18 protein-coding genes and 1 pseudogene are annotated in these 23765 nt (G+C 72.9%); 14 read left to right on the top strand and 5 right to left on the bottom strand.

Annotated features, from left to right (window positions below; translation table 11 throughout):
* Positions 1-285 precede the first annotated feature (285 nt).
* The gene (ppgK, locus tag ACZ58X_RS30740; protein ID WP_470336843.1) at positions 286-1032 is read left to right on the top strand and encodes a polyphosphate--glucose phosphotransferase; all 747 of its coding nucleotides are present in this window, start codon (positions 286-288) and stop codon (positions 1030-1032) included.
* 19 nt (positions 1033-1051) lie between these two features.
* On the opposite strand, the gene ACZ58X_RS30735 is transcribed toward ppgK, so the two are convergent.
* Positions 1052-1642: a DUF6542 domain-containing protein gene (locus tag ACZ58X_RS30735; RefSeq protein WP_470336842.1), complete on the bottom strand. Its 591-nt coding sequence runs from the start codon at positions 1640-1642 to the stop codon at positions 1052-1054.
* Positions 1643-1807: 165 nt separating this feature from the next.
* Between ACZ58X_RS30735 and ACZ58X_RS30730 the strand changes: the two genes are divergently transcribed.
* Together ACZ58X_RS30730 and ychF are read left to right on the top strand one after the other, a co-directional pair.
* Positions 1808-2200 carry a VOC family protein gene (locus ACZ58X_RS30730; RefSeq protein WP_470336841.1) on the top strand — a complete coding sequence of 131 codons (393 nt, stop codon included), beginning with the start codon at positions 1808-1810 and terminating at the stop codon, positions 2198-2200.
* Between the two features lie 84 nt (positions 2201-2284).
* The gene (gene ychF / locus ACZ58X_RS30725; RefSeq protein WP_375884677.1) at positions 2285-3358 is read left to right on the top strand and encodes a redox-regulated ATPase YchF; all 1074 of its coding nucleotides are present in this window, start codon (positions 2285-2287) and stop codon (positions 3356-3358) included.
* Between the two features lie 133 nt (positions 3359-3491).
* Here ychF and ACZ58X_RS30720 read toward each other — a convergent pair whose 3' ends face one another.
* The 4 genes and pseudogenes from ACZ58X_RS30720 to ACZ58X_RS30705 form a co-directional block, all read right to left on the bottom strand.
* Positions 3492-3755 (bottom strand): type II toxin-antitoxin system RelE family toxin, encoded by a 264-nt coding sequence (locus ACZ58X_RS30720; protein WP_470336840.1) that lies wholly within the window; start codon positions 3753-3755, stop codon positions 3492-3494.
* Positions 3748-4017 (bottom strand): type II toxin-antitoxin system Phd/YefM family antitoxin, encoded by a 270-nt coding sequence (locus tag ACZ58X_RS30715; RefSeq protein ID WP_470336839.1) that lies wholly within the window; start codon positions 4015-4017, stop codon positions 3748-3750. The genes ACZ58X_RS30720 and ACZ58X_RS30715 overlap by 8 nt, the downstream gene beginning before the upstream one ends.
* A 379-nt stretch (positions 4018-4396) precedes the next feature.
* Entirely contained in the window at positions 4397-5062 is a 666-nt protein-coding gene (locus ACZ58X_RS30710; RefSeq protein WP_470336838.1) for an HAD-IA family hydrolase, read from the bottom strand.
* A 61-nt stretch (positions 5063-5123) separates the two neighbouring features.
* A pseudogene (locus tag ACZ58X_RS30705) lies at positions 5124-6271 on the bottom strand (dihydrofolate reductase family protein).
* 254 nt (positions 6272-6525) lie between these two features.
* Here ACZ58X_RS30705 and ACZ58X_RS30700 point away from each other — a divergent pair.
* From ACZ58X_RS30700 to ACZ58X_RS30650, 11 genes are all read left to right on the top strand, one after another.
* The gene (locus ACZ58X_RS30700) at positions 6526-7365 is read left to right on the top strand and encodes a methyltransferase domain-containing protein (RefSeq protein ID WP_470336837.1); all 840 of its coding nucleotides are present in this window, start codon (positions 6526-6528) and stop codon (positions 7363-7365) included.
* A gap of 133 nt (positions 7366-7498) precedes the next feature.
* A complete protein-coding gene (locus ACZ58X_RS30695) occupies positions 7499-8881 on the top strand; it encodes a DUF4190 domain-containing protein (protein ID WP_470336836.1) in 1383 nt (460 codons plus the stop codon).
* Between the two features lie 229 nt (positions 8882-9110).
* Positions 9111-9275: an SPOR domain-containing protein gene (locus ACZ58X_RS30690; RefSeq protein WP_470336835.1), complete on the top strand. Its 165-nt coding sequence runs from the start codon at positions 9111-9113 to the stop codon at positions 9273-9275.
* A 10-nt stretch (positions 9276-9285) separates the two neighbouring features.
* Positions 9286-9732, top strand: coding sequence for an NUDIX domain-containing protein (locus ACZ58X_RS30685; RefSeq protein ID WP_470336834.1), 447 nt, complete (start codon positions 9286-9288; stop codon positions 9730-9732).
* 202 nt (positions 9733-9934) lie between these two features.
* The gene (locus tag ACZ58X_RS30680) at positions 9935-12682 is read left to right on the top strand and encodes a SpoIIE family protein phosphatase (protein ID WP_470336833.1); all 2748 of its coding nucleotides are present in this window, start codon (positions 9935-9937) and stop codon (positions 12680-12682) included.
* 238 nt (positions 12683-12920) lie between these two features.
* Entirely contained in the window at positions 12921-15548 is a 2628-nt protein-coding gene (locus tag ACZ58X_RS30675) for a SpoIIE family protein phosphatase (RefSeq protein ID WP_470336832.1), read from the top strand.
* Positions 15549-15641: 93 nt separating this feature from the next.
* Complete coding sequence (locus tag ACZ58X_RS30670) at positions 15642-17474, top strand: ABC transporter family substrate-binding protein (protein ID WP_470336831.1); 1833 nt, start codon at positions 15642-15644, stop codon at positions 17472-17474.
* Positions 17475-17761: 287 nt separating this feature from the next.
* A complete protein-coding gene (gene typA / locus ACZ58X_RS30665) occupies positions 17762-19666 on the top strand; it encodes a translational GTPase TypA (RefSeq protein ID WP_470336830.1) in 1905 nt (634 codons plus the stop codon).
* A gap of 432 nt (positions 19667-20098) precedes the next feature.
* Entirely contained in the window at positions 20099-21754 is a 1656-nt protein-coding gene (locus tag ACZ58X_RS30660; RefSeq protein WP_470336829.1) for a peptide ABC transporter substrate-binding protein, read from the top strand.
* Between the two features lie 141 nt (positions 21755-21895).
* Positions 21896-22822 carry an ABC transporter permease gene (locus ACZ58X_RS30655; protein WP_470336828.1) on the top strand — a complete coding sequence of 309 codons (927 nt, stop codon included), beginning with the start codon at positions 21896-21898 and terminating at the stop codon, positions 22820-22822.
* Entirely contained in the window at positions 22815-23759 is a 945-nt protein-coding gene (locus ACZ58X_RS30650; RefSeq protein ID WP_470336827.1) for an ABC transporter permease, read from the top strand. Before ACZ58X_RS30655 ends, ACZ58X_RS30650 begins: the two co-directional genes overlap by 8 nt.
* Positions 23760-23765: the final 6 nt, after the last annotated feature.

Raw genomic sequence — 23765 nt, 5'->3', positions numbered from 1 at the left:
ACCTCGCCGCGTTGTCGTCGGTCGCCAATGCTCCGCAGTGGCTCCCTCCTCCGCCTTGCGATGCACGCACCCCAACGCCGCCCCGCCCGCCCTCCGGGCGGACGACGGGGGTTTGAAGACGGGCCCTGGGCCCGCCACGACGGACCCGGCGCCCCGATGCGGGGCACCGGGTCCGTCGCGCTGTGCGGGCCCGTCGATTGCGGTGCGCCCCCGCCCGGGCTCTCGTAGCTTTGTGCACAGGCTGTGGACAAGCCGGTCGGCGGCCGAACGGCGGAAGGCGGAACGATGACGGCGGTATTCGGCGTGGACATCGGCGGCTCGGGCATCAAGGGCGCCCCGGTCGACCTCGCCCGGGGAGCACTCGCCCAGGAGCGGCACAAGGTGCTCACCCCGCAGCCGTCCGAGCCCGCGGCCGTGGTCGCCGCCGTGTGCGAGGTGGTCCGCCACTTCGACCACCAGGGGCCGGTCGGGCTGACCTTCCCCGGGGTGGTGGTCGGCGGCCGCACCCGGACCGCGGCCAATGTGGACAAGGGCTGGATCGGCCTGGACGCCGAGGGCCTCTTCCGCGACGCGCTGGGCCTGCCCGCGACCGTGCTCAACGACGCGGACGCGGCCGGCCTCGCCGAGACCGAGCACGGCGCCGGGCGGGGCGAGTCGGGCGTGGTCCTGGTGCTCACCTTCGGCACCGGCATCGGCAGCGCGCTCTTCGTGGACGGCACGCTGGTGCCCAACACCGAACTCGGTCACCTGGAGCTGCGCGGCAAGGACGCCGAGCGCCGGGCCTCCTCCGCCGCCAAGGAGCGGCACGACCTGACCTGGGAGCAGTGGGCCGGGCGGGTCGACGAGTACCTGGACCTGGTGGAGATGCTGTTCTCCCCGCAACTGATCGTGATCGGCGGCGGGGTGAGCCGCAAGCACGAGAAGTTCCTGCCGCTGCTGCGGGACCGCGGGGCGCGGGTGGTGCCGGCGGAGCTGCGCAACGACGCGGGCATCGTCGGGGCCGCCATGGCGGCGGCCCGGGCGGCGGGCTGACGGCCCGCGCGCCGGGCCGTCAGCGGGAGCGGTGGATCCGGCGCTGGGCGACGAAGCGGGCGAGCACGATCAGCGCGGCCAGCCCGGTGCCGGAGAACAGCCAGCCGGCCCGCAGCGCCAGCCCGGTCGCCAGCGCCACCACCTGGGCGGTGATGCCGGAGGAGCTGACCGGGGCGAGCGCCAGCAGCGCCACGGCGAAGGCGATCGGCCCGCTGATCGGGGCGGCCAGCAGGTCGGCGTAGCGGACCCGGACGGCCAGCTGGAAGCAGACCACCAGGTAGCCGAGGCCGAACAGCCAGCCGAGGTCGTCGAAGAGCAACCGGTCCAGACCGGCCACCGCCACCGTCGCCAGCACGGCGACCACGCCGGTGCCGATCGCGGTCAGCCGGGTCGGCCGGCCGGTCCGGCGCCGTCCGTACACGCGCAGCCGGCGCTGCGGGGACGGGCGCGCGGCGGGCCGGTCGGCCACCGGGCGCAGCCGGGACGGGGGAGCCGCGGGGGCTCCGGCGCTCTCGGGCGCCCGGCCGGGACCGGGGACGGCGGCCGGGGCCGCGCCGCTCGGCGGACGGCGTCTGGGCCCTGGCGGCTGGGTACGGATGCTCTGCTCCACCCGCCCAACGTACGGTCCGATCATCGCCACACTGTGTAATGGACCGTTCAGGTCTTGTCCCGTGTCCCCGAATGGCGTACTCCTGTGATCGTCGCTCAAGGGGCTGACCTGCTCGGCCGAGTCGACACATCGTGATCATCCGATGACCGTACGGGGGACTGCCGCGTGACCGCCGACTTCACCTTCGAGCGCCTCGACCACGTCCAGCTCGACATCCCGGCCGGTGCCGAGGACGAGTGCCGCGCCTTCTGGTCCGGCGTGCTCGGGATGACCGAACTCCCCAAGCCCCCGGTGCTGGCGGCGCGCGGCGGCTGCTGGTTCCGCGGCGGCGGGGTCGAGGTGCACCTCGGCGTCACCCCGGACTTCCGCCCGGCCCGCAAGGGGCACCCCGGCATCCTGGTGACCTCGCTGGACGCCCTGGCCGAGCGGCTCGCCGCGCACGGCCACGAGGTCATCTGGGACGACCACCACCCCGGCCACCGCCGCTTCTACTCCGCCGACCGGCTGGGCAACCGGCTGGAGTTCCTGGAGCCGCTGCCCGCGCCGACCGAGGCGTGAGCCCCGGCAGGCGCTGCCCGTAGACTTGGGGGTCGGCCCGTACGGTGCCGACCCACATCCTCCAAGCCCACGGGACTGCGCTTCATGTCGCTCACGATCGGAATCGTCGGCCTGCCGAACGTCGGCAAGTCGACCCTGTTCAACGCCCTGACCAAGAACGACGTGCTGGCGGCCAACTACCCGTTCGCCACCATCGAGCCGAACGTCGGCGTCGTCGGCGTCCCGGACGCGCGGCTGGCCAAGCTCGCCGAGATCTTCGGCTCCCAGCGCATCCTCCCGGCCACCGTCGACTTCGTCGACATCGCGGGCATCGTGCGCGGCGCCAGCGAGGGCGAGGGCCTGGGCAACAAGTTCCTCGCCAACATCCGCGAGTCGGACGCGATCTGCCAGGTCGTGCGCGCCTTCACCGACCCGGACGTGGTGCACGTGGACGGCAAGGTGTCGCCCAAGGACGACATCGAGACCATCCACACCGAGCTGATCCTGGCCGACCTCCAGACCATCGAGAAGGTCCTGCCCCGGCTCCAGAAGGAGGCGCGCCTCAAGAAGGACACCGCCCCCGTGCTGGCCGCCGCCGAGGCCGCCCAGGCGGTCCTGGAGACCGGCAAGACCCTCTTCGAGGCCGGCTTCGACACCGCCCCGATCCGCGAGCTGCACCTGCTGACCGCCAAGCCCTTCCTCTACGTCTTCAACGTGGACGAGGACGAGCTGGCCGACGAGGACTTCAAGAACGCCCAGCGCGCGCTGGTCGCCCCGGCCGAGGCGATCTTCCTCAGCGCCAAGATCGAGTCCGAGCTGATCGAGCTCGACGACGCCGAGGCCCTCGAACTCCTCCAGTCCATGGGCCAGGAGGAGCCCGGCCTCGCCACCCTCGCCCGGGTCGGCTTCGACACCCTCGGCCTGCAGACCTACCTCACGGCCGGCCCGAAGGAGACCCGCGCCTGGACCATCAAGAAGGGCGCCACCGCCCCCGAGGCCGCCGGAGTCATCCACACCGACTTCCAGAAGGGCTTCATCAAGGCCGAGGTGATCTCCTTCGACGACCTGGTCGAGACCGGCTCCATCGCCGAGGCCCGCTCCAAGGGCAAGGCCCGCATCGAGGGCAAGGAATACATCATGCAGGACGGCGACGTCGTGGAGTTCCGCTTCAATGTGTAGTCGTACGCTTGCCGCACGTTAGGCATTGAGTCGAACGCGCAGCACGGAAGGGGTCGGACTCCATTGAGTCCGACCCCTTCGTCGTCACCGTGCTGGATGGGTGCCGGCTATTCTGACGCGGGGTCAGCGGCGGTCAAGTGTCGTAAACGGTGGACCGGTGCCCCACATGGACGACCCACACCACGAGTTCCCCGTTGTCGATCGTGTAGACGACGCGGTAGTCACCGACGCGCAGGCGGCGACGTTCCGGCCGGGACACGAGTGCGGTGGTGTTGAAGCCGAGAGGGTCGGTCTCCAACTCGGTCAGCTTGGCCAGGATGCGCAGGGCCATGTCGCGAGGGATCTTCCGGAGTTCGGCTTGTGCCTCAGGGCGGAAGACGGTTCGGTACTCACTCACTGCGCGCCAGCGTCTCCCTCATGATGTCCTCGATCGGGATGCCAGGTGTCGGATTGGCCAGGCGCTCATCGATGATCCGGTTGATCTCGCGCTCTTCCCACTCCTGGTACTTGCGCAGTACGTCGATGGAGACGACCGCGGCCACTTCCTTGCCGCGGCGCGTGATCACCGTGGGTACGTCGTCGCGGTCAGCGCGTTCCACGACCTCCGCCAGATGTGCACGCACGTCGCGGATGGACTCTATGGGCATTGGCTGCGTCATGCGCTCAAGCGTACCGAGTGTCCCGCGTGTACACAATGTGCTGCGGAGGGCGGAACTCCTCGCCGTGGCCGTGCGTGCTGGATGTGTTGGACGAATCCGCACCGTGCTGGATCGGTGCTGGGCGTGGGCTGCGAGAGCAGTGTTTTCGCAGGTGGGAGCGGTTCGCTGAGCGTTCCGCTGCAACATCTGACCGACCGCCGCACCCGAAGTGGGAGGAAAGCCAAAAGAGGGCAAACCACCCAGGGGGGGGGGGGGGGGGGGGGGGGGAGAAAAACCACCCCCCACCACCACCCCCCGAACCCCCCCCCCCCCCCCCCCACCCCCCCCCCCCCCTCCCCCCCTCCCCCCCCCCCCCCCCCCCCCACTTCGGGTGCGGGGGTCAGGGGTGGACGGTGAGGGTGAGGGTGCCGTCGGGGTCGGCGGTGACGGTGACGGCGGTGAGGGTGGGGGCGAGGGCGTCCGGGTGGTGGGCGGCGGCGCGGGGGCCGATGCCGATGACGCGCAGGCCGGCGGCGCGGGCGGCGGCGATGCCGGCGCCGGAGTCCTCGAAGGCCACGCAGTCGGCGGGGGCGAACCCGAGGGCGGCGGCGCCCTTGAGGAAGCCCTCGGGGTCGGGCTTGCTGGCGCCGACGGACTCGGCGGTGACCAGGACGGGCGGCATCGGCAGGCCGGCGGCATCCATCCGGACCCGGGCGAGCGGCAGGTCGGCGGAGGTGACCAGGGCGTGCGGCAGGCCGGCCAGGGAGGCGAGGAAGGCGTCGGCGCCGGGGACCTGGACGACGCCCTCGGTGTCGGCCCGCTCCTCGGCGAGCATCCGCTCGTTCTCGGCGAGGTTCTCCTCGACCGGGCGGTGTGGCAGCAGTTCGGCCATGGTGGCATGGCCCTGGCGGCCGTGGACGACGGTGAGCGCCGCGACCGGGTCGAGGCCGTGCCGCTCGGCCCAGCGGGTCCAGCAGCGCTCGACCACGGCGTCGGAGTTGACCAGGGTGCCGTCCATGTCGAGGAGGAGGGCGCGGGTGGTGAACCGGACGGGGGCGGCGGTCATGGGGCGGCTCCTGGAGGCGGGGAGGAGAAGTGAGCTCTTTGTTTCTTAATGATACAAAAGATTACGGGAGCAGGTGGGCGTTGACCGCCCGGGCCTCCTCGGCCAGCTCCGACAGCTCCACCACCTCGACCCCGGCCGCCTCCAGCAGCGCGGTGCCCTGGCAGTCGGTGACGAAGAGGTCCGGCTCGCGCCAGGCGACCACCACCCGGGGCACGCCCGCCGCGACGAGCAGCCGGGCGCACGGCACCGGGCGGGAGGCGCGCTGCCCGCAGGGCTCCAGGCTGCTGTAGACGGTCGCCCCGCGCAGTCGGGGGTCGCCCGCCGGGAGCTTGGCCAGGGCCGCCTCCTCGGCGTGGTCGTGCGCGTCCGCCTCCCGGCTGTAGCCCTCCGCCAGCACCTCGCCGTCGGCGCCGACGACCACCGCGCCGACCGAGAAGGCCGTCGCGGAGGGCGGGCAGCGGCGGGAGAGTTCGACGGCCCGGCGCAGGTGGTCGAGGTCGGTGGCGGTGGGGCGGTTCACGGCGCGGGCTCCTTCGGGGCGTACCTGAGCAGGACGACGTCGCCCACCGTACGTGCCTCCAGCAGCCGCATCCGCCGGGTCGGGCCGCCGGGGAACGCGGCCGGGCCGACGAACCGCGGCGCCCCGGGCTGGCCGACCAGCAGCGGGGCGACGGCCAGCTGGAGCTCGTCCGCCAGGCCCTGGGCGAGGAACTGGGTGTGCACCCCGCTGCCGCCCTCGACCATCAGCCGGCGCACCCCGCGCGCGCCCAGGTCGTCCAGCACCGCGCCGAGGTCGACCGAGTCGCCGAGCGCGACCACCTCGGCCAGCCCGTCCAGCCGGGGCCGCAGCACCGCCGCCCCGGCCCCGGTGGTGTAGGCGAGCTTCGCGCCGCCGGTGTGCCAGAACCGCAGGTCGGCGCCGAGGGCGCCGCTCGCGCTGAGCGTCACCTTCAACGGGTGCTCCGGCCGCCCGGCCGCCGCCCGGGCGGCCCGTCGCGCGGGGTCGTTGACCAGCAGGCGCGGGTTGTCGGCGCGCAGGGTGTTGCCGCCGACCAGGATCGCGTCGGCGGCCGCCCGCTCCTGGTCGACCCGGTCGAAGTCGGCGGCGCCGGAGAGCAGCAGGCGGTCGGGGGAGGCGTCGTCGAGGTGGCCGTCGAGGGAGACGGCGGCGCTCAGCAGGACGAAGGGGCGCTGGCCGGGGCCGGGCATGGGCGGACCGTTCTCTCGGGACCGTTCGGGGCTGTTCGGGACCGTTCGGGGCTGTCAGGGCTGCTCAGGGCTGTTCGGGACCGCTCGGGACCGCTCGGGGTCGTTCGGTCGGGCGCCTCCACGGTACGGCCGCCGGTGTCGGCGGAGCCGCCCACTGATCGCCATCTGAGACGGTTCTTCTCGCCATGCGGGATGGGGCGTAGCGTCGGGGTATCGCGGAAACGGAAACACCGACCACGTCTCAGGGGGATCCCATGCCCGGACCGCAGCCTGCCGCCGCCTACACCCACGGCCACCAGGAGGCCGTGCTGCGCTCGCACCGCTCCCGCACCGCCGCCGACTCGGCCGGCTACCTGCTGGCCGAACTGCGGCCCGGCCAGGCGCTGTTGGACGTCGGCTGCGGCCCGGGCACGATCACCGCCGATCTGGCCGAGCTGGTCGGCCCCACCGGGCGGGTGGTGGCCGTGGACGCCTCCGCCGAGGTGCTGGAGCAGGCCGCCGGGTACGTCGCCGGGCGCGGCCTGGCCAATGTCGTCTTCGAACTGGCCGACGTGCACCGACTGCCCTACCGGGACGGCGAGTTCGACGTGGTGCACGCCCACCAGGTGCTGCAGCACGTGGCCGATCCGGTGGCCGCGCTGCGCGAGATGGGCCGGGTGACGGCGCCCGGCGGGCTGGTCGCCGCCCGGGACGTCGACTACGCCACGATGACCTGGTTCCCGCAGGCGCCCGCGCTGGACCGCTGGCTGGAGCTCTACCGGCGGACCGCCCGGGCCAACGGCGGCGAACCGGACGCCGGGCGGCGGCTGCTGTCCTGGGCCCGGGCGGCCGGTCTGACCGACGTCACCGCGAGCACCGGCACCTGGACGTTCGCGACGCCCGAACGGCGCGAGTGGTGGGCCGGGATGTGGGCGGACCGGGTGACCGGGACGGCCTTCGGCCGGACGGCGGTGGAGCGGGGCTTCGCGGAGCCCGCCGAGCTGGAGCGGATCGCGGCCGGCTGGCGGGAGTGGAGCGCCGCCGGGGACGGCTGGTTCTCGATGATCCACGGCGAGATCCTGGCCCGGGTCGGGGCGGAGCGGCCGGGGCGGTGACGGCGGGGCGGCCGTTCGGAAAGATCGGGTAAAGTCGCGCGACCGTTCAGCTCGGGCCCGTCCGGCCCGGGCGGCGGTGTCGAGAGCCGAAACGCCGAGTCGAGGCCCGCCCCGGCGGGCCGGGGGAGTCCACGTGTCCGAGCCTGAGTCCGCGCCGCCCGCCGCTCCGGGGCCGGACCCGCGGGTGGACTTCCGCAAGGACCCGGGGCAGGCCGAAGAGCCGGGGCAGGCGCAGGCCGCGCGGCAGCCGGGCCCGGCGGAGGCCGGACCGGCCGACCCCGACCCCTGGGCCCCGCCGGCCGAGGCCGGACCCCCGTCCCCGCAGGCCCCGCCCCAGCCCCCGCCCCCGCCGCTGCCCGCCGGCGGCTGGGCCTCGGCGCCGCCCTCCGCCGGGCCCGGCCCCCGGCCGGGCCCGCACGCGCAGCCGTACCCGCACCCCTACCCGCCGTACGTCCTCGCCCCGTACGCCCCCCGGCCCGAGCCGCGCACCAACGGCTTCGCCGTCGGCTCGCTGGCGACCGCGCTGAGCCTGCTCTCGCCGGTCGCCCTGGTGTTCGGGATCCTCGCGCTGGTCCAGATCAAGCGCACCGGCCAGCGTGGCCGCGGCATGGCGGTGACCGGTCTGGTGCTCGGGACGGCGGGGACCCTGCTGCTGTCGCTCGCGCTGGGCGCGGGGGACTTCGGCCCGGCGCGGAACGGGCGGGGCGACCGCTACGCCGACCGGCCGCCGGCCGGGTCGGTCCGCTGGTCGGCGTTGAAGGTGGGGGACTGCTACCTCTCCTCCGGAACGAGCGGGCAGTCGGACGAGAACGGCGACGGGACGGTGTACTGGGTGCGCCGGGTGGCCTGCGCGGAGCGGCACAACGGCGAGGTGGCCGGCACCGCGAAGATCCCGGAGAGCAGCGGCGCCTACCCGGGCGCGACGGTCGTCCGCGAGCGGGCCGCCACCCTGTGCCGCAGGGTGCTCGACGACTACGCGCTGGACCAGTGGGCCGTCCCGGACGGCATGGACGACGTCTACCTCTACCCGAGCGCGGGCAACTGGGCGGCCGGTGAGCGGTACGTCACCTGCGCCTTCGAGGACCCGGACGACCAGCACCTGGGGACGGTCCGCACCGACCGCCGCAGCCTGACCTCCGTCCAGCTGGCCTACCTGGAGGCCGTCCGGGGCTTCAACGCGGCCTACCTGGACACCCCGAAGCAGGACGTGGCGGTCGCCGAGGCCGAGTACCGGTCCTGGGCCCGCCGGATGGCCGCCGCCTCCCGGGCCGAGGCCGCCGCGCTGCGCAAGCCGACGGCGGAGTGGCCGACCGACGTCCAGCCGAAGATGGAGAAGCTGGCCGAGACCCAGTCCCAGGCGGCCGTCGCCTGGGACGCCGCGGCCTCCGGCGGCGACGTGGCGGGCGACCTGCGCCGGGCCCGGGCGCTGGTCGCCAGGACGGTGCCGATCAGCGTGGACATCCGGCGCGCGCTCGGCCTGTCCACCGGTGAGCAGGTGCCCGACCTCCGGGTCTGAGCCCGCCCGCGCCGGGCCCGCCCGGGCCGGGCGCGCCTCAGGGCCGGGCCGGTCGCCGGGTTACTCGGCGTTAACCCCGCCCGTACCTGCCGGTAGCGCGGGAGCCGTAGGGTCACCCGGGTGTCCCCGGCCCGACCCCCACGCCGGCCGGGGACACCACGCCGGGTCCGGCGCCGAACCCGGGCGCCACCCGGAGCCGCGGCCGGGCCCCACCCGCTGGCCTCCCGGCATGGGCACCTTTCGGGTGATGCGGCAGGACGACAGCGGCAACCGCTTCCTCGTTGCCGACAACCTGGCCGAGGCCGGGGCGCACCGCCTGGCCGCCGAGTTCGAGGCGCGCGGCCACAAGCAGCCGTACTGGGTCGAGGCCCGGGACCCGGACCGGGCCCCGTAGGGTCGGGGGCATGGAACAGGCCGCTGAGACCACTGTCGGAACCCCGCCGCGGATCGTCGTCGGCGGGGTGCTGATCCGCGGTGGCCGGGTGCTCGCCGCCCGCCGCAGCGCGCCCGCGCCGGTCGCCGGCCGCTGGGAGTTCCCCGGCGGCAAGGCCGAGCCCGGCGAGACCGAGGCGCAGGCGCTGGAGCGCGAGCTGCTGGAGGAGCTGGGCGTACGGGTGCGGGCGCTGCGGCGGCTGTCCGGCGGGTGGGCCGTGCGGCCGGGCATGGAGCTGCGCTTCTGGGCCGCCGAGCTGCTGTCCGGCGAGCCGAGCGCGCTGGAGGACCACGACGAGCTGCGCTGGCTGGGCCCGGCCGAGCTGGACTCGGTGGACTGGATCGGGCACGACCGCGAGGTCCTGCCGCAGGTCGCCGAGCTGCTCGCGGCGGCGGGCGACGCGCAAGCCGCCGGATAGGTCAGGCGGGCGACGCGCAAGCCGCCGGATAGGTCAGGCGGGCGACGCGCAAGCCGCCGGATAGGTCAATCGGACAAGACGACCCGGCAGCCGGGATAGCCTGGGTTCTGCTGGGTATGTCGCCTTTCGGCACCATTCGTCACCATCGGTGAGCCGCCCCAGCCGGCGCCGCCGATCCCGACCAGAGCCGGAGGCCCCGTCGGTGTCGACAACCGGGAACGGCGGCGGGGGAGCGCGCCGGGCAGGCACCTCGGGAGGCGCCGCCGCCCGCGCGCGGTTGCGCCGCGCCGCCCCCGCGGCCGCCGCGCAGCCGCCGTCGTCCGGCCGGCGCCGCGGCGGGCCCGACGTCCCGGGCAGTGCCCAGTCGGTCCAGCCGGCCCCGACCCTGGCCGTCCCCGAGCCCGGCGTCCGGCCCGCCCTGCGCAGCCGCCCCGGCCGGCCGTTCCCGGGCGGTCCGGCGGACGCCCGGCAGGGCCTGGGCGCGCCGCCCGGGGGCAGCCTGCTGGACATGCTCAAGGTCGCCATCGCGATCCTGGACACCGCGGGCCGGGTGGTGCTGTGGAGCCCGGCCGCCGAGGAACTGCTCGGTTGGCCGAGCGAACTGCTGGTCGGCCGCCGGATCGACGAGCTGATCCCGGACCAGGAGCAGGTCGCCCGGATCCGGGCCGCCGTCCAGGACACCCTGCGGCACGGCCGCTGGGCGGGCAACGCCGAACTGCGCGACCGGGACGGCGGGCCGGTCGCCGTGGACGCCCGGATCTCCCTGCTGGTGGACGGCGACGGCACCCCGTTCCTCCAGGTCAACCTGGCCGAGGCGGCCGCCGTACGGGCCGTCGAGCGGGACCTCGCGGTGCGCGACGCGCTGTTCGAGCAGTCCCCGCTGGGCATCGCCATCCTGGACACCGACCTGCGCTACACCGCCGTCAACCAGACCCTGGCCGAGATGAACGGCGTCGCCCTGGAGGACCACGTCGGCCGCACCACCGGCGAGACCCTGCCCGAGCGGGCCGCCGACGAGATCACCGCGATCCAGCGCCAGGTGCTGGCCACCGGCGAACCGGTCATCGACGTCACCCTCGCCTCCCCGGTCACCACTCGGGCCGGCTACCGCTCGATCTCCTACAGCCGGATGACCGACCGGGCCGGCCGGGTGCTCGGCATCTCCGGCACCGTGATGGACGTGACGGAGCGTTACCGGGCGGTGGCCAAGGTCGAACACGCCCGGCGCCGGCTCTCGCTGCTCAACGAGTTCGGCTCCCGGGTCGGGGACCTGCTCGACGCCGCCCGGATCGCCCAGGAACTGGCCAGCTCGGTGGTGCCCCGGCTGACCGACCACTCCGCGGTGATCCTGCTCCAGGCCGTCGCGCACGGTGACGACCTGCCCCGGCACGGCCACGACCGGCGCACCTCGCTGCTCCAGCTCGGCACCGCCTCCGTCCAGGACGGCCCCGAGGTCGACGTGATGCTCCGGCGCGGCGCCCGGATCACCTTCGCCGAGGACTCCGCCTGCGGCCGGGTGCTGCGCACCGGCGTGCCCGAGCTGCTGTCCGGCGCCGACCAGCTGGACGACGTCACCTACCCCGGCGACCCCAAGATGCAGGCCGCCCACGACCTGGGCGTGCACTCGATGCTGGTCGTCCCGCTGCGCGCCCGCGGCATCGTGATCGGCCTGCTGCTGGTCAGCCGGGCCGGCTACCGCGAGGGCTTCGACCGGGACGACCTCGCCTTCACCGTCGAACTCGCCGACCGGGCCGGCAGCTCGCTGGACAACGCCCGGCTGTACGCCCGCGAGCGCACCGCCGCGCTCACCCTCCAGCGCACCCTGCTCCCGCAGCAGGTCCCCCAGCCCACCGGCGTCGAGGTCGCCTACCGGTACGTGCCCGGCAGCAGCGGCACCGAGGTCGGCGGCGACTGGTTCGACGTCATCCCGCTGCCCGGCGACCGGACCGCGCTGGTGGTCGGCGACGTGATGGGCCACGGCCTGCGGGCCGCGGCCACGATGGGGCGGCTGCGCACCGCCGTCCGGGTGCTGGCCGCCCTCGACCTGCCGCCGGACGTCCTGCTGCGGCACGTCCACGAGCTGGCCGACGACCTCGCCCAGGGCCCGGACGAGGCGCTGCTCGCCACCTGCGTCTACGCCGTCTTCGACCCGGGCACGGCGAAGCTGACGGTGGCCAAGGCCGGGCACATCCCGCCGGTGCTGGTGGTGCCGGGCGAGGAGGCCGGGGAGCCGACCCGCACCGGCGGGCCGCTGCTCGGCGGCGCGGGTCGGATCCTCGACCTGCCCTCCGGCGCCCCGCTCGGCGTGGGCGGAGTTCCGTTCGAATCGGTCGAACTGAAGATCCCCGAGGGCAGCCTGCTCGCGCTCTGCACCGACGGCCTGGTGGAGTCCCGGGACAAGGACCTCGACGTCGGCCTGGGCCGGCTGCTCACCGTGCTCCAGGAGCCGCACGCCTCCATCCAGGCCGCCTGCGAGGCGGTGCTGGACACCATGGAGCAGGGCCGCGAGCCGGACGACGTCGCCCTGCTGCTGGCCCGGCTCGGGCACGGCCAGGCCGGCACCCCGACGGCCGGCTGGACGCTGCCCGCGGAGCCGACCGCCGTCTCCCGGGCCCGCCGGCTGGTCCGCGCCGCGCTCGCCGAGTGGGGCGTCGAGGACCTCACCGACACCGCGGAGCTGCTGGTCAGCGAGCTGGTCACGAACGCCGTCCGGTACGCCAGCGCCCCGATCGGGGTCCGGCTGACGCTCGGCGAGACGCTGCTGGTCGAGATCTCCGACCCGCTGCCTGACCCGCCCCGGGAGCGCCACGCGGCCGAGGCCGACGAGGGCGGCCGGGGCCTGGAGCTGGTCCACCGGCTGGCACTGCACTGGGGTGCCCGGGCCGAGGGGATCGGCAAGGTGGTCTGGTTCGAGCTGGCACTGCCGGGTACTGACCCCGGCGAGGAGTGACGCGAGTAGAGCGTCCGGACCGTCAGGAGAACCGTGCTGCATATGCCAACGGGCGCCCAGGGGGAGCGCGCGCTCCGGAAGGGGGCGCGGGCGTGGCATTGTGGTTGCGCGGGCGGTAGGACAAAAACCTTCGCCCGATCTGATGTTGTGATGTTGAGGGCGTGTGAACGCACCCCTCGATGATGAATACTCGGTCTTCTCGACATCCGGACGGTCGCGGGTTGGAGGGGTCGGTCCGTTGAACAGCACTCCGGCGCGGAACGCGCCGAGCAGCAGCGGTCATGCCGCTGTGCCCGGGCAGGCCGGTTCCCCGCACCTGCCCGTACCGGCGGCGCCGCCGGCCCACGCCGCCGCGGGCCCGGGCCGCGAGGACCGCGCCGCGGCCCACCCGGCGGCCGAACCCCGGTCCTGGGGCGCCGGGGACCCGGGCTCGATCTACGACTACATCCGGGTCGCCACCTTCGCGATCGGCCCTGACGGCCGGATCAGCCAGTGGAGCGAGCGGGCCGCCGAGTTCTTCGGCGTCCCCGCCGCCGAGGCCGTGGGCGCCGACCCGATCAGCACCTTCGTCCCCCGCGAACTCTGGCGCCGCGGCCGCGCCCGGCTGGAGCGCACCCTGGCCGGCGAGGAGTGGGTCGGCACCACCCCCTACCGGGACGCCACCGGCGGCGAGGGACTCGCCGAGCTCTACCTGATGCCCGACAGCGCCCTGCCCACCGCGGGCGCCACCTGTCTGGCGGTCGACCTCGGCCGGCTGCGCCGGATCGAGACCGACCTCGCCGCCTCCGAGGCCGTCTTCGGGCAGACGCCCACCGGCTTCGTGCTCTTCGACGACCGGCTGCGGCTGCAGCGGGTCAACGACGCCTTCGCCTCCGGGATGGGCCTGGTGCCCACCGACCTGGAGGGCCTCACCCCGCACGACCTCTTCCCGCCGTCCGAGGCCGACCGGCTCAGCGCCGCCCTGCGCAAGGTCCTCGCCACCGGCGAGCCCGTCTTCGACCTGCGCTTCCACAGCGCCGTCCCGACCCGCGAGGGCAACCGGCTCTGGGCCGTCTCGCTGTACCGGCTCAACGGCTCGGCCGGGCAGCCGATGGGCGTGGCCGGACAGGTCTCCGACGTCACCAGCCGGCACGTCGCCGAGCGCGAGGCCGACGGCGTGCGCCGCAACCTCGCCCTGCTCAACGAGGCCAGCGCGCACATCGGCTCCACCCTCGACCTGGAGACCACCGCCAAGGAACTCCTGGACGTGGTCGTCCCGCCGTTCTGCGACCTCGCCACCGTCGACCTGTACACCGCGCTGCTCTCCGGCGAGACCGTCCCCAGCGCCGGCCGCCTCGGCGACACCGTGCTCACCGACGGCAGCGGCGAACTGCGCCGGGTCGCCGTCTCCAGCGTCATCGGCGGCGCCTCCTCGGTGCTCGGCTCGGTCACCGGCCTGCCGATCGCCGAAGCCGGCGGCACCCTCTGCTACCCGCGCCGCTCCCCGCACGCCCGGGCGCTGCGCACCGGCCGCAGCGTCGTCCCCGAGCCCGGCCGCGACCCGCTGCTGCGCTCCACCCTGATCGTCCCGCTGGTCGCCCGCGACCAGGTGCTGGGCCTCGTCCAGCTCTCCCGGGCGATCGGCAGCGAGCCCTTCGACGCCCGCGACGTGGCGATCGCCGAGGAGCTGGTGGCCCGCGCCGCCGTCTGCATCGACAACGCCCGGCTCTACCGCCGCGAGCACGAGCGGGCGCTGATCCTCCAGCGCAGCCTGCTGCCCCCGGGCAACCCGGCCGCCAGCGGCCTGGAGATCGCCTGCCGCTACCTGCCCAGCAACAACAACACCGAGGTCGGCGGCGACTGGTTCGACGTCATCCCGCTGCCCGGCAACCGCACCGCCCTGGTGATCGGCGACGTGATGGGCCGCGGCCTGCGCGCCGCCGTCGCGATGGGCCAACTGCGCACCGCGGTACGGACCCTGGCCATGCTCGACCTCGACCCGGCCGAGGTGCTCGGCGCGCTGGACGAGATCGCCCGCGGCCTCGGCGACGACTCCGTCCCGGCCGGTCCGCCCACCCCGTACGGCCGGCTCCCCTCGACCGCCGACGAGGAGGCCCGCGAGGTCTACCTGGCCACCTGCGTGTACGCCGTGTACGACGCCGTCACCCGCCGCTGCATGTTCGCCAACGCCGGCCACCTGCCGCCCGTCCTGCTCAGCCCGGGCGAGCCCGCCCGGATGCTCGACGTGCCGCCCGGCCTGCCGCTCGGCGTCGGCGGCGAGCCCTTCGAGGAGGTCGAGCTGACCCTCCCGGACGGCGCGGTGCTCGGCCTCTACACCGACGGCCTGGTGGAGAGCCGCAAGCACCAGCTGGACGAGGGCCTGCGCGCCTTCCGGGCCGCGCTCAGCGACCGCGGCAAGGGCCTGGAGGACCTCTGCGACCACGTCCTCGGCGAGCTCGACCCGCACCACGGCGAGGACGACATCGCCCTGCTGATGGCCAAGGTGCACGCCTTCCCCGAGGACGCCGTCGGCAACTGGTTCCTGCCGCCCGAGCCGACCTCCGTCGCCAAGGCCCGTGAACTGGCCTGCAGTTGGCTGCTCGCCCGGGGGCTGGACGAGCTGGTCGACACCACCGAGCTGCTGGTCAGCGAGCTGGTGACGAACGCGCTCAAGCACGGCCGGGGCGAGATCCGGCTGCGGCTGCTGCGCGAACGCAGCATGGTCTGCGAGGTCTGGGACGACGGCTACGCCCAGCCCCGGCAGCGGCGCGCCCAGGAGACCGACGAGGGCGGGCGCGGCCTGCAACTGGTCAGTCTGCTGGCCGAGCGCTGGGGCAGCCGGCGCACGCCCAAGGGCAAGATCGTCTGGTTCGAGCTGGCGCTGTAGCGCCCGGTGGGGCTGGGCCGTACGGGTGCAGTCGCCCGGCGGCCCGCCGTGTCGGTGCGGGCCGGGCGGGGCGGGCGGCGTTCGATGGCCGCCATGCGCGTCCGCCAGCTCACCGCCGCAGCCGCCGCACTGCTGCTCGCCGCCGGGGTCGGCGGCTGCTCCGAGGACCGGGGCCGCGGCCCCTCGCCCGCACCGGCCCGGGCCGAGCCCACCGCCACCACCGGGGACGTCCGCGCCGCCGACCGCGGCGGCGTCCGGGACGGCGGCACGCTGCACTGGGCGCTGGACGGCGTCCCGGCCACGCTCAACGTCTACCAGCGCGGGGCGGGCGCCGACTCGGCGCTGGTCGCCCACGCGCTGTACCCCTCGCTGTTCCGGCCGGACGAGCACGGCCAGCTGGTCCCGGACCCGGACTACCTGGTCGGCGCCGAGTCCACCCCGCCCGGGCAGCAGCCGCAGGTGGTCACCTACCGGCTCAACCCGCACGCCGTCTGGAACGACGGCACCCCGCTGTCGGCCGCCGACCTCGGCGCCCAGCGGGCCGCCCTGTCCGGCCTGGACCCGGCCTACCGGGGCGGGCCGGCGGCCGGGTACGAGGCCATCGACTCGGTCACCCAGGGCGCCGACCCGCACGAGGTCAGGGTGACCTTCCGGCGGCCGTACGCCGAGTGGCGGGCCCTGTTCGGGCCGCTCTACCCGGCCGCCGAGACCGCCACGCCGGCCGCCTTCAACCGGGCGCTGACCGGCACCGGCCACCTGAGCGCCGGGCCGTACGCGCTCACCCGGTACGACGAGGACGGCGGGCGGGTCACCGTGGAGCGCAACCCGCTCTGGTGGGGGGAGCTGCCGAAGACCGACCGGATCGACTTCCTGGCCGCGCCGCCCGAGCGGCGGCTGGACGCGCTGGACCAGGGCCGGCTGGACGTCGCCCCGCTCACCGCCGCGGTGGACCGGGCGGTGCCGTCGCCCGCACCGTCGCCCTCGCCCTCGCCCTCGCCCTCGTCGTCGTCCTCGGCCTCGGCCAAGGGCGGCTCCGCGGCGGCCGCCGCCCCGCCCGAGACGGTGCGCGAGGCGGCGGTGCTGGCCCTGCGGCGGGCCGAGTCGCTGCCCGGGGTCACCGTGCACCGGGCGGCCGCCCCCTCGCTCACCCAGCTCACCCTCAACGCCGCCCGCGGCCCGCTCGGCGACCCGGCCCTGCGGCGGGCGGTGGCCCGGGCGGTGGACCGGCGCTCGATCGCCGAGGCCGCGCTCGGCCCGCTCGGCCTGCCCGGCGCCCCGCTCGGCAGCCACCTGCTCGCCGCGGACCAGGAGGGCTACCGGGACGACAGCGCCGCGATCGGACCGGCCGACGCCGCGACCCTGCTGGACGAGGCCGGCTGGAAGCTGCTGAACGGGGGCACCCGGACCAAGGACGGCAAGGAGCTCACCCTCACCCTGCTCGTCCCGGCCGGCTCCGCGACCGCCCGGCGCACCGCCGACGCGCTCGTCGTGGCCCTCGACGGGTTCGGCATCGCGGTGAGGACGCGGACCGCGCCCGCCGACACCTTCGTCCCGGAGCAGCTGGCCGACGGCGACTACGACCTCGCGCTGTTCTCCTGGCCGGCCGGCCCCAGTCCGGCCGTGGAGCAGCGCGCCGCCTACGCCAAGCCCCGGCCGGACCCCGACGGCACGCTCGAGTCCGGCGGCAACTACGGCCGCAGCGGCACCGAGGAGATCGACCGGCTGTTCGACCGGGCGGCCGTCGAACTGGACCCGGCGGCCCGGCTGGACCTGTTGCAGGAGGCGGACGTGCGGATCTGGCAGCTCGGGCACTCCGTCCCGCTCTACCAGCGGCCGGAGCTGGTGGGGGTGCGGACCGGGGTGGTCGGGGCGGGGGCCTTCGGCTTCGGCTGGCCGCGCTTCCAGGACGTGGGCTGGAGCCGGTAGCGGGGCGGGCGGCCCGGGGCCACCGGAGCGCGAACGGGGGAGTGTCGGAACGCGACCGCGGGGTGAAGGGCACGTGACTCGTCTGTGATCTTGGTCCCGCCCGACCTGCTCGTTTCTGCCCCCTTGGGCGCTTCCCCGTACCATAGGGAAAAGCCGAGGCATGTCCAGATGCCCGGCGGGTGGACCGGTAGTAGCAGGCGGAACGGGTGGCGCGGCCGAAGGGCCGCCGATGCGCGTCTCGCGGCCGGGCCCGCCGTAACCCACGATTCCGGGAGAATCCGCTAGGCATGCCCACGCGCAACGACATCCGTAACGTCGCCATCGTCGCCCACGTCGACCACGGCAAGACCACGCTGGTCGACGCCATGCTCAAGCAGGCCGGCGCCTTCGCGGCCCACCAGCACCTCGACGACCGCATGATGGACTCGAACGACCTGGAGCGCGAGAAGGGCATCACCATTCTCGCGAAGAACACCGCCGTCAAGTACCACCCGAAGGATGGTGGCGCGCCGATCACCATCAACATCATCGACACCCCGGGCCACGCCGACTTCGGTGGCGAGGTCGAGCGCGGTCTGTCGATGGTGGACGCGGTCGTGCTGCTGGTCGACGCCTCCGAGGGCCCGCTGCCGCAGACCCGCTTCGTGCTCCGCAAGGCGCTCACCGCCAAGCTGCCCGTCATCCTGTGCATCAACAAGACGGACCGCCCGGACTCCCGGATCGACGAGGTCATCAACGAGACCTACGACCTGTTCCTGGACCTGGACGCGGACGAGGACCAGATCGAGTTCCCGATCGTCTACGCCTGTGCCCGTGACGGCGTCGCCTCGCTGACCAAGCCGGAGAACGGCACCGTCCCGGCCGACAGCACCAGCCTGGAGCCGTTCTTCTCCACCCTGCTGGAGCACGTCCCGGCCCCGACCTTCGAGACGGACGCGCCGCTCCAGGCCCACGTCACCAACCTGGACGCCGACAACTTCCTCGGCCGCATCGCGCTGCTGCGCGTCGAGCAGGGCGAGCTGCGCAAGGGCCAGACCGTGGCCTGGATCAAGCGTGACGGCTCGATCTCGAACGTCCGCATCTCCGAGCTGCTGATGACCGAGGCGCTCACCCGCAAGCCGGCCGAGGTCGCGGGCCCCGGTGACATCTGCGCGGTCGCCGGCATCGGCGACATCATGATCGGCGAGACCCTGGCCGACCCGGAGAACCCGATCGCCCTGCCGCTGATCACGGTGGACGAGCCGGCCATCTCGATGACCATCGGCACCAACACCTCCCCGCTGGTCGGCCGCGGCGGCAGCGGCAAGGGCGCGGACGCCAAGTCCGGCGCCAAGGTGGACCGCAAGGTCACCGCCCGCCAGGTGAAGGACCGCCTGGACCGCGAGCTGATCGGCAACGTCTCGCTGCGCGTCCTGGACACCGAGCGTCCGGACGCCTGGGAGGTGCAGGGCCGCGGTGAGCTGGCGCTGGCCATCCTGATCGAGACCATGCGCCGCGAGGGCTTCGAGCTGACCGTCGGCAAGCCGCAGGTGGTCACCAAGGAGGTCAACGGCAAGACCCACGAGCCGGTCGAGCGCCTCACGGTGGACGTGCCCGAGGAGCACATGGGTGCCGTCACCCAGCTCATGGGCATCCGCAAGGGCCGGATGGACAACATGTCCAACCACGGCTCGGGCTGGGTCCGGATGGAGTTCGTCGTGCCGTCCCGCGGCCTGATCGGCTTCCGCACCGAGTTCCTCACCAACACCCGCGGCACCGGCATCGCCCACTCGATCCACGAGGGCCACGAGCCGTGGTTCGGCACCCTGACGACCCGCAACAACGGTTCGCTGGTCGCCGACCGCGCCGGTGTGGTCACCGCCTTCGCGATGACCAACCTGCAGGAGCGCGGCGTGCTTTTCTGCGAGCCGGGCACCGAGGTGTACGAGGGCATGATCGTCGGCGAGAACTCGCGCGCCGACGACATGGACGTGAACATCACCAAGGAGAAGAAGCTCACCAACATGCGTTCCTCGAACGCTGACGTGGCCGAGTCGATCGTCCCGCCGCGCAAGCTCTCGCTGGAGCAGTCGCTGGAGTTCTGCCGCGAGGACGAGTGCATCGAGGTGACCCCGGAGACGGTTCGCATCCGTAAGGTCGTGCTGGACCAGAAGGACCGCGGACGTACCGCCTCGCGCGCCAAGAAGGCGTGATCCGGACGGCTTGACCGGCCTTTGGCCGGAATGCTTCGCCCCCCTTTCCGATGGAGAGGGGGGCGAACTTTTTCAACTACTCCAAGTTGTCGGGGCCGCTATTAACGGAATAGCGCTCATCACACCCAGGTGTCCGCTGAGCGAACGTGACAGTTCGTCATCCGTGACGACTGTCCGTTTGGTGCCTGTCTGGCTATGTCTCATATGTCCGGTTTTCGAAACTTACCGACTGTTCATGTGACCTAATTGAGATCGTCACTGGTCACTTTCGTGTCCGTGCGTGACGGATAGTGGGTGCAGTCAGGCTCGGGTCAAGGGTGAACGCGCAGGGGTGCGCGCCGAAACCACGAGCGCGGACGGCATTGCGGACCCGGTGACAACCGATCCGTGGTGCCCTCCTCGTCGCAAACGTCGAATTCAGGAGGCACACCGATGCGTGGTGTGAGCCAGGCCAAGTGGGTTGTCGCAGCTGTTGCTGTCGCGCTCGCCGCGACTGCTTGTAGCAGCAGCGGCAGCAGCGACTCCTCCGGCGGGAGCTCGGACAGCGCCGCGGTCGACCCCTCGGGCACGTTCAGCTTCCAGAGCGCCGAGCCGCAGCGTCCGCTGCAGCCGGCCAACGCCATGGAGAACCAGGGCGGTCGCATCGTCAAGCAGCTCTTCACGGGCCTCGTCGACTACGACCCCGCGACCGGTGCCCTTCGCAACCAGGTGGCCGACAAGATCGAGACCACCGACGCCAAGAACTACACCGTCACGCTGAAGTCCGGCTGGACCTTCCACGACGGCACCCCGGTCACCTCCAAGTCCTTCGTGGACTCCTGGAACTGGTCCGCCAACCCGGCCAACAACCAGATCAACTCCGACTGGTTCTCGGACATCGTCGGCTACGACGCCGTCCACCCGGACAAGGGCGACCCGACCGCCAAGGAGATGGCCGGCCTCAAGGTCGTCGACGACACCCACTTCACCATCGAACTGTCGCAGCCCGTCTCGTACTTCACGTACAAGCTCGGCTACTCGGCCTTCTTCCCGCTCCCCACCGGGTTCTTCGCGGACCCGAAGGGCTTCGGCGAGAAGCCGGTCGGCAACGGCCCGTACCAGTTCGTGTCGTGGGAGCACAACAAGGCCATCACGCTCAAGGCCTACGACAAGTACACCGGCACCAACAAGGCGAAGAACGGCGGGATCGTCTTCCGCAGCTACACCTCGCCCGAGGCCGCGTACAAGGACCTGATGTCCGACACCCTGGACGTGCTGGACCAGGTCGACTCGACCGACCTGCCCAAGTACAAGGACGACCTGGGCAAGCGCGCGATCGACCAGGCCCAGGGCGCGATCCAGAACATCTCCTTCGCGCTGTACAACGCGGACTGGTCCGCCATGGACAAGGACAAGGCCGCCAAGGTGCGCCAGGGCCTGTCGATGGCGATCGACCGCGACACCATCACCAAGACCGTGCTGAACAACAGCCGTCAGCCCGCCGACTCGTTCGTGGCGCCGGGCGTCATGGGCTACAAGGCCGGCGTCTGCGGCGACGCCTGCAAGTACGACCCGGCGAAGGCGAAGCAGCTCATCACCGAGAACGGCGGCGTTCCCGGCGGCAAGATCACCATCCTGTACAACTCCGACGGTGGCCACAAGGAGTGGGTGGACGCGGTCTGCAACTCGATCCGCCAGGCGACCGGCGTCGAGTGCCTCGGCGACCCGAAGCCGGACTTCAAGACCTCGCGTGACATCGTCACCAAGAAGCAGGTCCAGAGCATGATGCGGACCGGCTGGGTGCAGGACTACCCGCTGAACGCCAACTTCCTGCGGGACGTCTACGGCACCGGTGCCGCCGCGAACGACGCCGGCTACTCCAGCCCGGAGTTCGACAACCTGGCGAAGCAGGCCGACGCGGCCACCACGGTCGAGAAGACCGCCGAGCTCTACCAGCAGGCCGAGGCCGTTCTGGCCAAGGACATGCCGGCGATCCCGCTCTGGTACTACAAGACCAACTCGGGCTACTCGAACAACGTCCAGAACGTGAAGTTCAACTCCTTCGGCGACCCGGTCTACACCGACGTCGAGGTCAAGAAGAAGAAGTAATCGGTCGGCACCGCCTGACCCGGTGACAACGGCCGGTGCCCGTCCCATCCCCACAAGGGCGAGGACTGGCACCGGCCGTTGGCACGCCGACTTATCTCTTGCCGGGTTGACGGGCCCGGCAGAGCCATACATGGAGGCACGATGGGGCGCTTTGTCGCGAGGCGACTGCTCCAGATGATTCCGGTGTTCCTCGGAACGACCGCACTCATCTTTTTCATGGTGCACTTGCTGCCCGGTGACCCGCTGGCGGCACTGTGGGGCGACAAGGCGCCGGACCCGGTGCAGCTCGCAGCCCTGAAGCACCAGCAGCACCTGGACCAGCCGCTGGTCCAGCAGTACCTCTCCTACATGGGGGGCCTGCTCACCGGTGACTTCGGCACGGCACTGGACGGACGTCCCGTGCTCGACAAGATCACCGAGGCGCTCCCGGTCACGGTCCGGCTGGCGCTGTTCGCGTTCGCCATCGAGATCGTGGTCGGCATCGGCATCGGCCTGTTCGCGGGTCTGCGCCGCGGCAAGATCTTCGACAAGGGCGCGCTGGTCTTCACCCTGCTGCTGATCTCGATCCCGGTCCCGGTGCTGGGCTTCCTGTTCCAGACGATCTTCGGCATCAACCTCAAGTGGGTCACGCCGACCGTCCAGCACAGCGACGACATCACCCAGCTGGTGCTGCCGGCCGTCGTGCTCGGCTCGCTGTCGCTGGCCTACGTCGCGCGCCTCACCCGTACCTCCATCGCCGAGAACATCAAGGCCGACTACGTCCGCACCGCGGTGGCCAAGGGCCTGCCGCGCCGGAAGGTCATCGGCACCCACCTGCTGCGCAACTCGCTGATCCCGGTGGTCACCTTCCTCGGCACCGACCTCGGCGCCCTGATGGGCGGTGCGATCGTCACCGAAGGCATCTTCAACGTCCAGGGTGTCGGCCACGCGCTCTACCAAGCGATCAACATGAAGGAGGGCGCGACCGTCTCCGGTTTCGTGGCCTTCCTGGTGATCGTCTACCTGGCCGCCGGCCTGATCGTCGACCTGCTTTACGCGGTCCTGGACCCGAGGATCCGGTATGCCTGACCTGACCGAGAAGAAGACGGCCGGGAAGATCCCGGCCCAGACCACCGTCGCGGCGGCCGCCGCCAAGCCGGAGAAGCCGCGCAGCCTCGGCTCCGACGCCTGGCACGACCTCCGGCGCAAGCCGATCTTCGTGATCTCCGCGCTGCTGATCCTGCTGCTGATCGTGATCGCGATCGCCCCCGGACTGTTCACCTCGGTGGACCCGCGGGCCGGCGACCTGCGCAACCACTTCCACACGCCGCCGAACTACACCCACTTCTTCGAAGGGGACTGGTTCGGTTACGACGGCCAGGGCCGCAGCATCTACGCCCGCGTCATCTACGGCGCCCGCGCCTCGGTCGTGGTCGGCATCTGCGTCACCGTCGGCACGACCCTCCTCGGCGGCATCACCGGCATGCTCGCCGGTTACTTCGGCGGCTGGGTCGACACGATCCTCTCCCGCATCACCGACATCTTCTTCGGCATCCCGCTGCTGCTCGGCGCGCTGGTGATCCTGAACGCCTTCCCCACGCGCACGATCTGGAGCGTGGTCTTCGCCCTGGTCGCCCTGGGCTGGACCCAGATGACCCGTGTCATGCGCGGTTCGGTGATCACGATCAAGCAGTCCGACTTCGTGACGGCGGCCAGGGCGCTCGGCGCCAGCACCAGCCGGATCATGTTCCGGCACATCCTGCCGAACGCGATCGCCCCGGTGATCGTGGTCGCCACCATCGCCCTCGGCGGCTTCATCGCCCTGGAGGCGACGCTGAGCTTCCTCGGCATCGGTCTGCAGGACCCGACCATCTCCTGGGGCATCGACATCAACTCGGCCCAGAAGCTGATCCGTACGGCGCCCTTCGCCCTGTTCTTCCCGGCAGGCATGCTGAGCCTCACCGTGCTGGCCTTCATCATGCTCGGCGACGCGGTGCGCGACGCCCTCGACCCGAAGCTCCGCTGAGAGAAG

The sequence above is a fragment of the Kitasatospora sp. NPDC040550 genome, from assembly GCF_055594965.1.
Note: the sequence above shows the minus strand (reverse complement) of the source record. Positions and strands in the feature narration are given on the sequence as shown.